The following is a 14,925-nucleotide window of genomic DNA, read 5'->3' as shown; positions in this document are numbered from 1 at the left end:
TTGGCACGTTCCAATTTTTCCGATTTCTATGCCATCGGTTGCGCCACGTCAATCCGTGCCCGGAAATTTGGTATAGTTTGGGATAATCGGGCGAACGGGCCATGCATGGTTGCCCGCGCCTTTCGCATGGACTACCTAAAGCCTGGGGAAGCCATGTTCTCGGGCCACACGACCTCGCGGTAACGCAATCACTGTTCATATTGTGCGACTACGGGTAAGCTTTGTTGAGAACATGGATTGAGCTGATCTGTTATGATCAGGACCATGCTTTTGTGGCGGCAGGGGCATAGGCGGCAAACAAGCCGGCAGGGATGATTGAGTGCTGAATATTGTGATACCGATGGCCGGTCGCGGCAGCCGTTTCGCCGATGCGGGCTATAGCGACCCGAAGCCGCTTATTCCGGTGCATGGCAAGCCGATGATCCAGGTGGTCGTCGAAAATCTGACGCCGGCCGTCGATCACCGTTTCATCTTTATCTGCCAGTCGAGCCATATCCGCGATTACGGACTTGAGGAAAAGCTGAAAGCGCTTGCCGGAAACGTCGAGATCATCGGCATTGATCATATCACCGAAGGGCAGGCCTCGACGGTCATGCTTGCCGAACATATGATCGACAATGATGATCCGGTAATGACCGCCAATTCGGACCAGTATATCGACATCGACATCAACGACTACCTCCGCTTCATGGAGGACGGCGGTTATGACGGGATGATCATGACGATGAAGGCGGACGACCCGAAATGGTCATTCGTGCGCGAGGAAGGTGGGCGGGTGGTCGAGACCGCCGAAAAGCGCGTGATTTCGAACGACGCCACCGTCGGCGTCTATAACTTCAAGACCGGACGCGATCTGGTGGCGGCGACGAAGGCGATGATCGGCGACGACGAACGCGTCAACGGCGAATTCTACATCTGTCCGGCCTATAATTACCTGATCCGACAGGGCCGCAGGATCGGTCATTATTCGATCGGAAACGAGGCCGACGGCATGTATGGCCTCGGCATACCCTCAGACCTCGATCTGTTTCTGGCCCACCCGGTTTCGGAAAAGGTGCGCTGATGGAAGTTCTGTCGCACAGGGGGCTTTGGGAGAGCGCCGCGGAAAAGAACGCCATGACGGCCTTCGCCCGCTCCTTCGATCGCGGCTTCGGCACCGAAACGGATTTGCGCGACCATGCCGGCGAGATTGTCATCGCCCATGACATGCCGACAGGGAACGAGCCGCGGCTTTCGGACGTTCTGGATGTCATGGCCGGCCGCAATCTGATGCTGGCGTTGAACATCAAGGCGGACGGGTTGAGCGGCAAGGTCAAGGAAATACTGGCGACCTATGGTCACACCAATTATTTCGTGTTCGACATGTCGCTGCCCGATCTGGTGCGGCAGGTGGCGGATGGGTTGACCGCGTTCACGGGTTTGAGCGATCTTCAGCCCAATGCGCCGTTGCTGGAGGAATGTGACGGGGTCTGGCTCGACTGTTTCCGTTCCGACTGGTTCGGGCCGGGCCTTATCGATGACCTGATCGGACGGGGGAAACGGGTCTGTGTGGTGTCGAGCGACCTGCACCGGCGCGATACCGCGCTGCAATGGTCGATCATAAAATCGGCCAAATGCATCGATAGCAGCCGGCTCTATTTGTGCACCGACGCGCCCGAGGCGGCGCGGGATTATTTTTCGGGAGAGTGAAGATGGCGATCAAGGCAGTCATTTTCGATATGGACGGCGTGCTGATCGAGGCTAAGGAATGGCACTATGACGCGCTCAACCGGGCGCTCGGTCTGTTCGGCTTCACCATCGAGCGCCACGAGCACCGCACCGTCTATGACGGCCTGCCGACGCGCACCAAACTGCAGCGCCTGAGCGTGGAGAAGAAGCTGCCGCCCTATCTGCACAGCTTTATCAACGAAATGAAGCAGCGCTACACGATGGAAATCATCTATGAGCGCTGCCGGCCGCGCTTCGACCATGAATACGCGCTGTCGCGGCTGAGGATGGAAGGCTACCACCTCGCCGTCGCCTCCAATTCCACCCGCGATACCGTGATGCTGATGATGGAAAAGGCGAGCCTTGCGCCCTATCTTGATTTCAAGCTCTCCAACCAGGACGTCACCAAGAGCAAGCCGGACCCGGAAATCTATCTGAAGGCGATCGAGCGCATGGGGCTTTCCCCCAAGGAATGCCTGATCGTCGAGGATAATCCCAACGGCATTCAGGCCGCGACCGCCTCCGGCGCGCATGTGATGGTGGTGAAGGAAGTGGACGAGGTCAACTACGCCCGGATCAAGGCGCGGATCGCCGAGATCGACCAGGCAGCCAAGTCAGTGGGGTCGGCGGCATGAAGATCGTGGTACTGATGGGCGGCGAGAACCTCGACATCAAGAGCGAGCGCTATCCGCTTTACATGACGGAATTCAACGAGGAACTGGTTCTGGAGCGCCAGATCGCCGGCCTCCAGAAGCTTGCGCCGCGCGAGATCATCTTCTGCGTCAGATCCGCCGATATCCGCAATTTCAATGTTGATGACGTCATCCGCCAGACAACCGATAATGGTCTCTGCGTGGAGGTTGCCGGCCCGACGGCGGGCTCGGTCTGCACCGCGCTTCTGGCGGCCGAACATATCGACGAAAACGAGGAGATCGTGCTTGTCGCCGCCGATGAACTGGTCGAGGCCGATCTCGACAGCATCGTCAAAGCCTTCCGCGCACGTGATTGCGATGCCGGTGTGCTGGCGTTCCGCTCGGTGCACCCGCGTTATTCCTTCGCCCTTCTCGACCAGGACGGCGACGTCTGCGAGGTCGCCGAGAAGCGGCCGATCAGCAAGCATGCGCTGGTGAGCTTCTATTATTTCCGCAGCGGCAAGGATTTCGTGCGCGCGGCCCTCAATGTCGTGCGCAAGGATCGCAAGATCAATAACGCCTTCTACATCAGCCAGACCATCAACGAGATGATCCTGCGTCACGCCAAGGTCGGCATCGAATTCATCGGCAATGACAGTTTCCACCCGTTGAAGACGGAGATGCAGCTTGCGCAGTACATCTCCCAGCTCAACGACCACAAGGAGGGGCTGCTCCATTGAAGACCGCGCGGCTCGACGACATGGTGAAGGGCTGGTTCATCGGCAATTTCGATCCCAGCCTTGCAAAGACCGAGGATGTGGAGGTCGCGGTCAAGCGTTATGATCGCGGCGACAGCGAGGCCCGGCATTTTCACAAGATTGCGACCGAATACACCGTCGTGGTGCAGGGTCGGATCCGGATGAACGGGGTCGAGTATGGCGCCGGCGACATCATCGTGATGGAGCCGGGAGAGGCGACCGATTTCGAGTGTCTTGAGAATGACAGCGTGAACGTGGTGGTGAAGATTCCGGGCGCCCGGAATGACAAGTATATGGGAATTGCCCGGCAGGAGTGAAGTGTATCGGGAATGAAAGTCCGGCGGTCTGCTTGGATATAGTTCTCGGGATGTTCCGGGACTGCGTTATATTTAATAGCTCTACATCCGTTTGGGTTACGTGTAGTGTATGGGGTTATCAAGCTGGGGCACGCTGATCGTAGGGTGTGAGAAGATGGACAAAGACGAAATCACATTTCTGTTCCAGGGCGTGGTGGACAAGTCTTTTCTGCGCGGCAGTTTCGCTGCGGTCAGGCGCTTTTTTCCCTCCTCCAGGATCGTTCTGTCGACCTGGGTCGGGACCGATACATCGGGTCTCGACTGTGATGAAGTGGTGCTGTGCGAGGATCCGGGCTTTTTCTATTATTCCCCGCGCGCCGGCGAAAAACCCAACAATGTCAACCGCCAAATTGTCGGTACCCGCGCGGGGCTGGAAAAGGTCGATACCCGTTTCTGCTTCCGCATGCGCACCGATTTCAGGCTGACCGGCGACGGATTCCTGCATTTTTTCGATGCCTATCCGGACAGCGTCGATGCCTATCAGGTGTTTTCGCACAAGCTGCTGGCGGCCTGTTATTTCTCGCGCAATCCGCGCTCGCGGGTAAGCTTTCCATTCCACCCCTCGGACCTCGCCTTCTTCGGCTATACAGACGACATCCGCAAGATGTTCGACGTGCCGCTGATGACCGAGGAGGAGGCGAACTGGGATACGGGCGGCCACCGCTACAACCGCTACACCCCCGAGCAGCACATTTTCGTCAACGCGCTGCGCCGGGACGGAAGGCATGTGCCATGCGCCTATTACAAGGACGCCAACCCGCAGGCGATCCTCGAAACCGAGAAATATTTCGCCTCGAATTTTATCTTCCTCACCTTCGACCAGTTCGACCTGATGCCCTCAAAGCCGACCTTCGTGATGAAGGTGCATCCGAACTCGTTCATGACCTGCTACACCCATAATGAGTGGATCGGGCTTTACCGCAAGCATGTCGACGCCAGCACGCCCGTTCCGGCGGAAGATCCGGAGCGCGAGAAGATCGAGAAATTCTACAAGCCCTACAAGATCTGTCGCCTGATCGGCAATGTCATCTCGCTGCCGTTCAAGAGCAAGGTCCGCCGCCGGGCGATCCGCACCGGCGTGCTGGAGTTCTTCCTGCTGCCGCGCTGACGCAACCGCGCTCCCCGGCGCAAGGCCGGGAAACGCGGGGCAAGGAAGGCGTCACGCCGATTCCTGATTGCTTTCTGGATTGAGCGCGGTGACCACGTCGGAGGGGCGAATGCTGCCGATCGTGTTGCCGCTCTTGTCCACCACACGCAGTACCTTGCCATCGCCGAGCGCATCCATCATCGCCGCCAGCTTGGTTTCGGGCTCGACGGTGGGCGAATCGGCAAGCGCCTCGTCCTCGCTCATCACGTCCTGCGCGCGCAATACGCCCAGCGGGTTAACATTGGCGACGAAGTCGGCGACATAGGCATCGGCCGGCTTGCGCACGATCTCCGATGGCGTACCGCACTGGACGATGCGCCCGCCCTCCATGATCGCGATCCGGTCGCCGATCTTGAAGGCCTCGTCGAGGTCGTGACTGACGAAGATGATGGTGCGCTTCAGATTTCTCTGCAGCTCGATCAGCTCGTCCTGAAGCCGCGTGCGGATCAGCGGGTCGAGCGCGGAGAACGGCTCGTCCATCAAAAGGATCGGCGCCTCGGTGGCAAAGGCGCGGGCAAGGCCGACGCGCTGCTGCATGCCGCCCGACAATTCGCCGACAAGCTTGTCGCCCCAGTCCTTGAGGCCGACCAGGTCGAGCTGGGCCCTTGCCTTTTCGAGCCGCTCCTTCTGGCTCATGCCGGCGAATTCCAGACCGAGCGCGACGTTCTCTACGACGGTCCGCCACGGCAGAAGGCCGAATTGCTGGAACACCATGGAAACGCGCGACAGGCGGATGTTTCTGAGCGTCTTGGCATCCGCCGCCGTCACGTCGGTCATGCCGTTACCGTCATTGACCAGAACACGTCCCCGGCAGACCGGGTTCAGCCGATTGACGGCGCGAAGCAGCGTCGATTTGCCGGAGCCGGACAGGCCCATCAGCACCAGAAGCTCGCCCTCGCCCACGGCAAGCGAGCAGTTGTGGACGCCGAGCACCTGGCCGGTTTCCTCCTGCACCTCGGCGCGGCTCTTGCCCTCGTCCATCATCGGCAGGGCTGATTGCGGCCGGTCGCCGAACACAATGTTCACATCCTCGAAAACAACGGAATCAGCCATTACCTTTTCCTTTCGATCTTGAGAACGCGGTCAAGAATGATGGCGACGACGACGATGACGAAGCCGCTCTCGAACCCGAGCGCCGGATTGACCTGGTTAAGCGCGCGCACCACCGGCACGCCGAGCCCGTCGGCGCCGACCAGGGCTGCCACCACCACCATCGACAGCGACAGCATGATGGTCTGGTTGAGCCCGGCCATGATCTGCGGCAGGGCGTAGTGGAGTTCGACCTTGGTCAGCTTCTGCCAGCCGGTGCCGCCGAAGGCATCGGCCGCCTCGAGCAATGGCTTGGGCACGGTGGAAACGCCGAGATAGGTGAGCCTGATCGAGGCGGGAACGACGAAGATGACGGTGGCCAGCAGGCCCGGCACCATGCCGATGCCGAAGAACACGATCGCCGGGATCAGGTAGACGAAGGTCGGCAGCGTCTGCATCAGGTCGAGGATTGGTTGCAGGACCTGATAGAGGCGGGGCCGGTGGGCCGCGTAAATGCCGATCGGAACGCCGATCGCCATGCAGATGATGCAGGAGGAGATCACCAGCGCCAGGCTTTCGGTGGTTTCCTCCCAATAGCCCTGGTTGACGATGAACAGGAAGCCGAGAAAGACGAACAGCGAGACCTTCCAGTTGCGCTGCAGCCAGTAGGAGGCCGCGGTCACGATCACCGCGATTACGATCGGCCCCGGCGCCTGCAGGATCCACAGCAACTGGTCGATCAGCCAGCCCATGACCTCGGCCAGACCGTCGAAAAACCAGCCGCCATGCATTTGCAGCCAGTCGAAAATATCCTGGGCCCATCGTCCCAGCGGGATTTTGTAATCCGTCAGCCAGTGCAAGAGACTGCTCCTTTGTTCCCCGAATTCAGCGTGTCGGACCGTGTTGCGGCCGCAGGCGGCGCAGAGCGATCCGGCCCCGGCATTTTGCCTTAGGCCCGCGCCGCGAAATGCGCGGCTGAAAATCTATCATCATCGAAAAAGGAAAGCCCGGAAAGCGTTGGCTTGCCGGGCTTGAAGTATTTTAGAGACCGAGCGATTTCTTGACCGCCGGCAGCCCCGGTTCACCGGAGGTGGTGGTCACGCCCGCAAGCCAGGCGTCAAGGGCATCCAGATTGGCCTTGATCCATTCGGCCGTGGCGTCCGCCTCGTTCTCGCCGTCGTTCAGGATCTTGCCCATGACTTCGTTTTCCATCGGCAGGGTGAACTTCAGGTTTTCAAGCAGCTTGGCGACATTCGGGCATTCCTCGGCATAGCCCTTGCGGGTGACGGTGCGCACGATGCCTTCGCCGCCGAAGAAATCCTCACCGCCGGTGAGGTATTTCAGCGAATAGCTGGCGTTCATCGGATGCGGTTCCCAGCCGAGGAACACGATCGGCTGTTCCTGGCGGTACTTGCGGCCGACCATGGCGAGCATGCCCTGCTCGGAGCTTTCGACAACCTCGAAGTCGCCGAGACCATCCTTGTTCGCCTCGATCAACGAAACCAGATAGGCGTTGCCTTCATTACCAGGCTCGATGCCGTAGATCTTGTGGTCCAGCTCATCGCCGAACTTGGCGATGTCAGCGTAGGTCTTCAGACCCTTTTCATAGGTGTAGGTCGGCACGGCGAGCGTGTATTTCGTGCCCTCGAGATTGGTGGCGACAACGTCGATCTCGCCTTCATCGATATAGGGCGTGATCGCTCCGGACTGGGCCGGCATCCAGTTGCCGAGAAAGACGTCGACATCGTCGCTCTTCAGCGAGGCGAAGGTGACCGGAACGGACAGGACCTTGACGTCAACCTTGTAGCCGAGGCCTTCCAGCAGGTGCTTGGCGGTTGCCGTGGTGGTGGTGATATCGGTCCAGCCGACATCGGAGAAGCTGACGCTGTCGCAGGCGGTTGGTTCCTGCGCCTTGGCGGTGCCGGCGGAAAGGGCGGTCGCGGCGGCAAGCGCGGCGAGGGTCAGTTTCAAGTTATAAGACATGTCAGCGTTTCCTTTCGGTTCGTTTGTCGAAGGCCGTGGCGGATTGATCGGCGTGTCAAAATAAACTGGCGGTTTCCTTGATTGATCGGTCAATCAATATAACATATGTTAAGTCGTGTAAACGGCGGGTTGCCCAGAAATTCGCCACACAGCGCCAGTGAGCATTTTTTCAGCGGGTCAAGCCAATGCCTAAGATCGGAATGGAAGCCATACGTCGCGAAGCGCTTGTACGTGCGGCCATCACCGAAGTCGGCGAAGTCGGCATGGTCGAGGTTACGGTCGCCAAGATCGCCAAGCGGGCGGGCGTTTCGCCTGCGCTCGCGCATCACTATTTCGGCTCCAAAGAAAAGATCCTGTTTGCGGCCATGCGCCGTATCCTTGACGAGTTCGGCAGCTCGGTCAAGGCCCGCTACAAGGATGCGGCCACGCCCAGAGAGCGGCTCGAGGCGATCATCGAGGCCTCGTTCGGGCCGGACCAGTTCGACCCGGCGGTTGTGGCTGCATGGCTCGCCTTTTACGTCCAGGCCCAGCGCAAGGGCGATGCCAGCCGGCTTCTGGCGATCTACGAAGCGCGGCTGCGCTCCAACCTGGTCTATGCCCTGCGCCAGCTTGTGCCCCTCGAAGCCGCCCGGCGGATCGCCACCGGGCTCGGCTCCCTGATCGACGGCTTTTACCTGCGCGCCGCGCTGAAGGATTTCGGCATGAGCCGGGGCGATGCCGTCGCCATGACGCTGGAATATCTCGAACTCACGCTCGCCAAGGAGATGTCCTCATGAGTGCGCGACCGAACATTCTCGTTTTGATGGTCGACCAACTTGCCGGCACGCTGTTTCCCGACGGCCCGGCCGATTTTCTGCATACCCCCAACCTGAAGAAGCTCGCGGCCCGCTCGGCGCGGTTTCAGAACGCCTATACCGGCTCGCCGCTCTGCGCGCCCGCGCGGGCCTCGTTCATGGCCGGCCAGCTTCCGCGCCGCACCCGCGTCTATGACAATGCCGCGGAGTTTGCGCCCGATATCCCGACCTATGCCCATCATCTGCGCCGCGCCGGCTACCAGACCGCGCTTTCCGGCAAGATGCATTTCGTCGGACCCGACCAGATGCACGGTTTCGAGGAGCGGCTGACCACCGATGTCTACCCGGCCGATTACGGCTGGACGCCGGATTACCGCAAGCCCGGCGAGCGGATCGACTGGTGGTATCACAATATGGGCTCGGTCACGGGTGCGGGCATCGGCGAGATCACCAACCAGCTCGAATATGACGACGAAGTCGCCTATGAGGCGGTGCGCAAGATCTACGATCTCGGCCGCCGCAAGGAGGACCGGCCGTTCATGCTGACCGTGTCCTTCACCCATCCCCACGACCCCTATGTGGCGCGCAAGAAATACTGGGACCTCTACGAGGATTGCGACCATCTCGACCCCGAAATCGACACGCTCGATTACGATCAGCAGGACAATCACGCCAGGCGCATTCTCGACGCCAATGACTGGCACAAGGCCACGATCGACAAGCAGGATATCCGCAATGCGCGGCGCGCCTATTTCGCCAATGTCTCCTATATCGATGACAAGATCGGCGAAATTCTCGCAGCGCTCGACAGCGTCGGCTTCGGCGAGGATACCGCGATCGTGTTCGTCTCCGACCATGGCGACATGCTGGGCGAGCGCGGGCTGTGGTACAAGATGTGCTTCTACGATGGCTCGGCCCGGGTGCCGCTGATGGTGGCAGCGCCCGGCATCGAACCCGGCCTCGTCAAGACGCCGGCCTCCTCGATCGACATCACGCCGACGCTTGCCGATATCGCCGGCGTTGATCTGGGCGAAATCGAACCCTGGGTCGATGGCGAAAGCCTGCTGCCGATCGCAGCCGGCGCTGAACGCAAGCTGCCGGTGCGGATGGAATACGCCGCCGAAGCTTCTCAGGCCCCGCTGGTCTCGATCCGCGAGGGCCGGTTCAAATATAACCACTGCGAGCTCGACCCGCCCCAGCTCTTCGACCTTGAGGCCGATCCGCATGAGCTGAACAATCTCGCCGACGATCCGGCCCATGCCAAAACGGCGGCGGATTTCGCCGCCAAGGTGCGGCAGTTCTGGGACATGAAGGCCTATGACGACGAGGTGCGCGAAAGCCAGGCGCGCCGCCATGTCGTCTATGAGGCGCTGCGCGCCGGGCAGTATCGTCCCTGGGACTTCCAGCCCTTCAAGGATGCCTCCGAGCGCTTCATGCGCAATCACATGGATCTCAACATACTCGAGGCCAGCCAGCGCTGGCCGCGAGGGGAGTAAGTTATGCGGGCTCAGCCGAAAGCAAGCCATTTCATCGACGGCGCCTATGTGGAGGACGCGGCCGGCAAGGCGTTCGAAAGCCGCTATGCCGCGACCGGCGAGGTGATCGCCAAGCTCCACAGCGCAACGCCGGCGATCATCGATCAGGCGATGGCCTCGGCCGTCCGCGCCCAGCAGGAATGGGCGTCATGGCTGCCGGTCGAACGTGCCCGGGTGCTGCGCCGCGCCGCCGATATCATCCGTGTGCGCAATGAAGCGCTGTCGGAACTCGAAACCCTCGACACCGGCAAGGCGATACAGGAAACGCTGGTGGCCGACGCCAGTTCGGGGGCGGACAGCCTCGAATGGTTTTCCGCGCAAGCCGCCTCGCTGTCCGGCGAGAGCGTGCCGCTGGGCAATGCCTTCGCCTATACGGTGCGCGAACCGCTTGGCGTGTGCGTCGGCATCGGGGCGTGGAACTATCCGACCCAGATCGCCTGCTGGAAGGCGGCGCCCGCGCTTGCCTGCGGCAATGCGATGGTGTTCAAGCCCTCCGAAATGACGCCGCTTTGCGCCCTCAAGCTCGCCGAGATCTTCATCGAGGCCGGCGCGCCGAAGGGGCTGTTCAACGTGGTTCAGGGCTTCGGCGATGTCGGGGCGGCGCTTGCCACGCACAAGGATACTGCCAAGGTCTCGCTGACCGGCTCGGTGCCGACCGGCGGCAAGGTCTACGCCGCGGCCGCCTCCGGCATGCGCCATGTGACGATGGAGCTTGGCGGCAAGTCGCCGCTGGTGGTGTTCGAGGATGCCGATCTCGAAGACGCGATCGGCGGCGCGATGCTCGGCAATTTCTATTCCACCGGCCAGATCTGCTCCAACGGCACCCGCGTGTTCGTGCAGAAATCGATTCTGGAAAAATTCCTGACCCGGCTTGCCGAGCGCACCAAGGCGATCCGCCTCGGCGATCCGCTCGATCCCGACACCCATCTCGGCCCGCTGATCTCCGAAGGCCAACGCGAAAAGGTGATGGGGTATATCGAAAAGGGCAAGGCGGAAGGCGCGCGGCTTGTCATCGGCGGCGGCGTGCCGGGCGGTGAGGCCTTTGCAAACGGCAGCTATATCGAACCGACCGTGTTCGCCGACGTGACCGATGACATGACCATCGCGCGCGAAGAAATCTTCGGCCCGGTGATGAGCGTGCTCGCCTTCGACACCGAGGACGAGGTGATCGAACGCGCCAACGGCACGGAATTCGGCCTGGCCGCCGGTCTGTTCACGAAGGATATCTCCCGCGCGCACCGGGTTGCGGGCAGGCTCGCGGCCGGCATCTGCTGGATCAACACCTATAACCTGACCCCCGTCGAAATCCCCTTCGGCGGCGTGAAGCATTCGGGCTTTGGCCGCGAGAACGGACGGGCGGCGATGGAGTTCTATTCGCAGGTGAAGACGGTGCATGTGGCGTTGGGCGGGGTGGATAGCCCGTATTGAGAAGTGAGGCGCTGCCGGGCGGTGCAATTGTCGCACTCCCCGTGATTCCTTTTGTGATGGACGCCCGCCTTCTCCTTCGGCGTCATCCTCGGGCTTGACCCGAGGATCCACTCATACGGGCGGAGGCAGCATGGATCCTCGGGTCAAAAGCCCGAGGATGACGCGGAGATAAAGGGGAGGATGGTGATTGAAAGCGGTGTGGCTGTGAAACACTCGCCCACCGCGGCAATGAAAGGGTCTAAATTGGCTGAAGCAGATTTTGTCATCGTGGGTTCGGGTTCCGCGGGCGCGGCGATGGCCTATCGTCTGTCGGAGGACGGGAAATATTCGGTGCTGGTGCTGGAATATGGCGGCACGGATATCGGGCCGTTCATCCAGATGCCGGCGGCGCTTTCCTATCCGATGAACATGAAGCGCTATGACTGGGGTTTTAGCTCCGAGCCGGAGCCCAACCTCGGCAACCGGCGGCTCGCCACCCCGCGCGGCAAGGTGATCGGCGGATCGTCCTCGATCAACGGCATGGTCTATGTGCGCGGCCACGCGATGGACTTCGACCACTGGGCGGAAACCGGCGCTGCCGGCTGGGGTTATGCGGATGTCCTGCCCTATTTCAAGCGCATGGAAAACTGGCATGACAGCGGCCATGGCGGCGATCCGTCCTGGCGCGGCAATGCCGGCCCGCTGCATGTCACCCGCGGCCCGCGCAAGAACCCGCTGTTTCACGCCTTTGTCGAGGCCGGAAAACAGGCCGGTTTCGAACTGACCGAGGACTATAACGGCGAGAAGCAGGAAGGCTTCGGACCGATGGAGCAGACGGTCTGGAAAGGGCGGCGCTGGTCGGCGGCGAACGCCTATCTGAAGCCGGCGCTGAAGCGTGACAACCTCGACCTGATCCGCTGCTTCGCCCGCAAGGTGATCATCGAGAACGGCCGCGCCATCGGCGTCGAGATCGAGCGCGGCGGCAGGGTTGAAACGGTCAGGGCGCGCCGCGAGGTCATCCTCGCCGCCTCCTCGATCAACACGCCGAAACTGCTGCTTCTTTCCGGCATCGGCCCGGCGGCGGAACTCGCCGAGCATGATATTCCGGTGGTCGCCGACCGTCCCGGCGTCGGCAAGAACCTGCAGGACCATCTGGAGGTCTATATCCAGCAGGCCAGCACCCAGCCGATCACGCTCTACAAGCACTGGAACCTGTTCGGCAAGGCGCTGGCGGGCGCGCAATGGCTGTTCTTCAAGAACGGCATCGGCGCCTCGAACCAGTTCGAAAGCGCCGCCTTCCTGCGCTCGGCGGCCGGCGTCGATTATCCGGATATCCAGTATCATTTCCTGCCGATGGCGGTGCGCTATGACGGCAAGGCGGCGGCGGAAGGCCACGGCTTCCAGGCCCATGTCGGGCCGATGCGCTCGCCGTCCCGCGGTGAAATCACGCTGAAGAGCGCTGATCCGGCGGAAGACCCGAGGATCGTGTTCAACTATATGAGCCATGAGAAAGACTGGGCCGATTTCCGCCGCTGCATGCGGCTGACCCGCGAAATCTTCGCGCAACCCGCCTTCGATCCCTATCGCGGCAAGGAAATCCAGCCCGGTGCCGACGTCCAGAGCGACGACGAGATCGACGGTTTCATCCGCGAGCATGCCGAAAGCGCCTACCATCCCTGCGGCACGGCGAAGATGGGTTCAGCCAGCGATCCGATGGCGGTGGTCGATCCCGAATGCCGGGTCATCGGCGTTGAAGCCTTGCGCGTTGCCGACAGCTCGATCTTCCCGCGCATCACCAACGGCAATCTCAACGCGCCGTCGATCATGGTCGGCGAAAAGGCCAGCGACCACATCCTCGGCCGCCACCCGCTTGCGCCCGAAAACGCCGAGCCATGGATGAACCCGCGCCGGCAAACGTCGGACCGATAGGCCGGCACCGCCGCTTACCTTACTGATTTTACAAAATTATCTCAGATCCTGGGCGCTCATAAGGGGCGTTCGGTTTGTGTCTCCCTGCGCCCGGCTCCGTCGTGACGTGACCATTCAGCGATTGCGGAAAACCCGTTCCGCGGGCGCTTGACGAACGCAATTTCAATATTCTATAGAATATAGAACATGCAACGCGGAGGAGGAGTAAGTCGTGAAAGGCATGATAAAAGGACAGCGCGCCGCGAGGAGGCGCGTGCTCAAGGGGATGGCCACGTCTTTGGTGCTGGCGGCAATGCCACTGGGGCTGGCCCAGGCGCAGGATGGCCTCGGTTCGCCGGGCGACCCGGTCGAAATCAAGATCATGGCCAATGAGGCATTCGCCAATACCTGGCAGACCATTCTGGTTCCGGAATTCAACAAGAAGTTTCCGAATGTCGAGGTCCGCATCGATGGCGTTCCCTATACGGAACTGCTCGCCAAGATGATGCTCGATGCCACCAGCCCCGATCCGGAATATGATATCCTGCTGGCAGACGACCCGTGGGTGCCGCAGCTCGCCTCGATCGGCGCACTGATGGATCTCAAGGGAGACGAGATCGCCGCGATCACCGACGCGGATTACGACTGGGCCGATTTCAACGCCGCGCCGCTTGCCGCCGGCGAATGGCAGGGCGTCCAATATGCCGTTCCGGTCCGCTCCAACATGCTGTTGATGTTCTACAATCGCTCGCTCTACGACAAGGCGGGCGTGCCCGAGCCGACGCCGGAACTCACCTGGGAGCAGTTTTTCGAGAATGCGCCGAAGCTGGTTCAGGATACCGATGGCGACGGCAAGGTCGATGCCTGGGCGATCGATACCTATTTCGTGCGCGACCCGCTGACGCCGACCATCTGGCAGTCGATCCTCAACGCCAATGGCGGCAGCCTGCTCGATGATGACGGCAATCCCGCCTTTGCAAACGATATCGGCGTCGCGTCACTCGAAACTCACAAGCGCCTGCTCGACTACGCGCCGCCCGGCGGCCTCAGCCACGGCTTCTCGGAATCGCTCCAGGCCTTCCGTCAGGGCGCGGTCGCAAACATGATCACCTGGGGCAGCGTCTACAAGTCGACCGCAGTCGACCCGCAGTCGACGACGCTCACCACCGATGAGATCGGTATCCAGGTGCTTCCGGTCGGCGATGTCCGCGCCGGCACCCATCGCGGCATCTGGATTGCCGGCATCAGCAGCAAGACGGAACATCCCGAGGCGGCTTGGGCCTTCCTCCAGTGGCTGACCTCGAAGGAGGGCGAAAGCGTCAATGCCGCGCTGGTCGGCTCGTTCCCGGCCCGCAAGTCGACGCTTTCCGGAGAGCCGAGCGAACCCTGGCTGGCGCCGGTCTATGCCACACTGCAGAACGCCTATGAGGTTGCCGAAGAGGGCAAGATGTGGCGCATCCGCAGCCCGAAATCGGATGCCGCCCAGCAGGTGCTTGCCGATGAAGTGGCCCGCGCGCTTGCCGGCCAGGCATCCCCGCAGGAGGCGCTCGATACCGCCTCCAAGAAGATCTCCAGGGTGCTGAACTAGGCCGTTCAGCCAAGCAGACAAGACGGATGCGGGCCCTTCCCGCATCTGCCGCCAACCTTCCAGAATTTTACAACAGCTTTT

Annotated in this window: 14 protein-coding genes; 11 read left to right on the top strand and 3 right to left on the bottom strand. The window is 61.3% G+C overall.

Translation table 11 applies throughout. The features are described 5' to 3' along the window. Positions 1-319 precede the first annotated feature (319 nt). The 6 genes from Mame_RS04240 to Mame_RS04215 all read left to right on the top strand — a co-directional run bounded on the left by Mame_RS04240 (position 320) and on the right by Mame_RS04215 (position 4,561). Positions 320-1,063, top strand: coding sequence for a glycosyltransferase family 2 protein (locus Mame_RS04240; protein ID WP_026173556.1), 744 nt, complete (start codon positions 320-322; stop codon positions 1,061-1,063). Then, entirely contained in the window at positions 1,063-1,689 is a 627-nt protein-coding gene (locus Mame_RS04235) for a PI-PLC domain-containing protein (RefSeq protein WP_018065277.1), read from the top strand. The genes Mame_RS04240 and Mame_RS04235 overlap by 1 nt, the downstream gene beginning before the upstream one ends. A gap of 2 nt (positions 1,690-1,691) precedes the next feature. Beyond that, complete coding sequence (locus Mame_RS04230) at positions 1,692-2,342, top strand: HAD family hydrolase (RefSeq protein WP_018065278.1); 651 nt, start codon at positions 1,692-1,694, stop codon at positions 2,340-2,342. Further along, positions 2,339-3,079, top strand: coding sequence for a glycosyltransferase family 2 protein (locus Mame_RS04225; protein ID WP_018065279.1), 741 nt, complete (start codon positions 2,339-2,341; stop codon positions 3,077-3,079). The genes Mame_RS04230 and Mame_RS04225 overlap by 4 nt, the downstream gene beginning before the upstream one ends. Beyond that, entirely contained in the window at positions 3,076-3,414 is a 339-nt protein-coding gene (locus Mame_RS04220) for a hypothetical protein (RefSeq protein ID WP_018065280.1), read from the top strand. The genes Mame_RS04225 and Mame_RS04220 overlap by 4 nt, the downstream gene beginning before the upstream one ends. Positions 3,415-3,568: 154 nt before the next feature. Continuing rightward, positions 3,569-4,561 carry a WavE lipopolysaccharide synthesis family protein gene (locus tag Mame_RS04215; RefSeq protein ID WP_018065281.1) on the top strand — a complete coding sequence of 331 codons (993 nt, stop codon included), beginning with the start codon at positions 3,569-3,571 and terminating at the stop codon, positions 4,559-4,561. 51 nt (positions 4,562-4,612) lie between these two features. Here Mame_RS04215 and choV read toward each other — a convergent pair whose 3' ends face one another. The 3 genes from choV to choX all read right to left on the bottom strand — a co-directional run bounded on the left by choV (position 4,613) and on the right by choX (position 7,612). Next, positions 4,613-5,653: a choline ABC transporter ATP-binding protein gene (gene choV, locus Mame_RS04210; protein ID WP_018065282.1), complete on the bottom strand. Its 1,041-nt coding sequence runs from the start codon at positions 5,651-5,653 to the stop codon at positions 4,613-4,615. Beyond that, positions 5,653-6,489: a choline ABC transporter permease subunit gene (choW, locus tag Mame_RS04205; RefSeq protein ID WP_018065283.1), complete on the bottom strand. Its 837-nt coding sequence runs from the start codon at positions 6,487-6,489 to the stop codon at positions 5,653-5,655. Before choW ends, choV begins: the two co-directional genes overlap by 1 nt. A gap of 181 nt (positions 6,490-6,670) precedes the next feature. Further along, positions 6,671-7,612 carry a choline ABC transporter substrate-binding protein gene (choX, locus tag Mame_RS04200; protein WP_018065284.1) on the bottom strand — a complete coding sequence of 314 codons (942 nt, stop codon included), beginning with the start codon at positions 7,610-7,612 and terminating at the stop codon, positions 6,671-6,673. A gap of 185 nt (positions 7,613-7,797) precedes the next feature. Here choX and betI point away from each other — a divergent pair, with 185 nt between their 5' ends. The 5 genes from betI (at position 7,798) to Mame_RS04175 (ending at position 14,844) form a co-directional block, all read left to right on the top strand. Beyond that, positions 7,798-8,388, top strand: a complete 591-nt coding sequence (betI, locus tag Mame_RS04195; RefSeq protein ID WP_026173558.1) for a transcriptional regulator BetI — start codon at positions 7,798-7,800, stop codon at positions 8,386-8,388. After that, entirely contained in the window at positions 8,385-9,902 is a 1,518-nt protein-coding gene (betC, locus tag Mame_RS04190) for a choline-sulfatase (RefSeq protein WP_018065286.1), read from the top strand. Before betI ends, betC begins: the two co-directional genes overlap by 4 nt. 3 nt (positions 9,903-9,905) lie before the next feature. After that, entirely contained in the window at positions 9,906-11,369 is a 1,464-nt protein-coding gene (gene betB, locus Mame_RS04185) for a betaine-aldehyde dehydrogenase (RefSeq protein ID WP_018065287.1), read from the top strand. 294 nt (positions 11,370-11,663) lie between these two features. Beyond that, a complete protein-coding gene (gene betA, locus Mame_RS04180; protein WP_418287797.1) occupies positions 11,664-13,277 on the top strand; it encodes a choline dehydrogenase in 1,614 nt (537 codons plus the stop codon). Between the two features lie 220 nt (positions 13,278-13,497). Next, positions 13,498-14,844, top strand: coding sequence for an ABC transporter substrate-binding protein (locus Mame_RS04175; RefSeq protein WP_155122189.1), 1,347 nt, complete (start codon positions 13,498-13,500; stop codon positions 14,842-14,844). Positions 14,845-14,925: the final 81 nt, after the last annotated feature.

The sequence above is a fragment of the Martelella mediterranea DSM 17316 genome, from assembly GCF_002043005.1.
Taxonomy (GTDB): Bacteria; Pseudomonadota; Alphaproteobacteria; order Rhizobiales; family Rhizobiaceae; genus Martelella; species Martelella mediterranea.
The sequence above is the reverse complement of the archived record's forward strand: the minus strand, read 5'-3'. Positions and strand labels throughout refer to the sequence as shown.

What these genes read in the sequence shown, in the direction of transcription:
- Mame_RS04235 (WP_018065277.1), top strand. Translation starts at nt 1,063, where the DNA reads ATGGAAGTTCTGTCGCACAGGGGGCTTTGGGAGAGCGCCGCGGAAAAG.
- Mame_RS04230 (WP_018065278.1), top strand. Translation starts at nt 1,692, where the DNA reads ATGGCGATCAAGGCAGTCATTTTCGATATGGACGGCGTGCTGATCGAG.
- Mame_RS04225 (WP_018065279.1), top strand. Translation starts at nt 2,339, where the DNA reads ATGAAGATCGTGGTACTGATGGGCGGCGAGAACCTCGACATCAAGAGC.
- Mame_RS04215 (WP_018065281.1), top strand. Translation starts at nt 3,569, where the DNA reads ATGGACAAAGACGAAATCACATTTCTGTTCCAGGGCGTGGTGGACAAG.
- choV (WP_018065282.1), bottom strand. Translation starts at nt 5,653, where the DNA reads ATGGCTGATTCCGTTGTTTTCGAGGATGTGAACATTGTGTTCGGCGAC.
- choX (WP_018065284.1), bottom strand. Translation starts at nt 7,612, where the DNA reads ATGTCTTATAACTTGAAACTGACCCTCGCCGCGCTTGCCGCCGCGACC.
- betI (WP_026173558.1), top strand. Translation starts at nt 7,798, where the DNA reads ATGCCTAAGATCGGAATGGAAGCCATACGTCGCGAAGCGCTTGTACGT.
- betC (WP_018065286.1), top strand. Translation starts at nt 8,385, where the DNA reads ATGAGTGCGCGACCGAACATTCTCGTTTTGATGGTCGACCAACTTGCC.
- betB (WP_018065287.1), top strand. Translation starts at nt 9,906, where the DNA reads ATGCGGGCTCAGCCGAAAGCAAGCCATTTCATCGACGGCGCCTATGTG.
- betA (WP_418287797.1), top strand. Translation starts at nt 11,664, where the DNA reads ATGGCCTATCGTCTGTCGGAGGACGGGAAATATTCGGTGCTGGTGCTG.
- Mame_RS04175 (WP_155122189.1), top strand. Translation starts at nt 13,498, where the DNA reads ATGATAAAAGGACAGCGCGCCGCGAGGAGGCGCGTGCTCAAGGGGATG.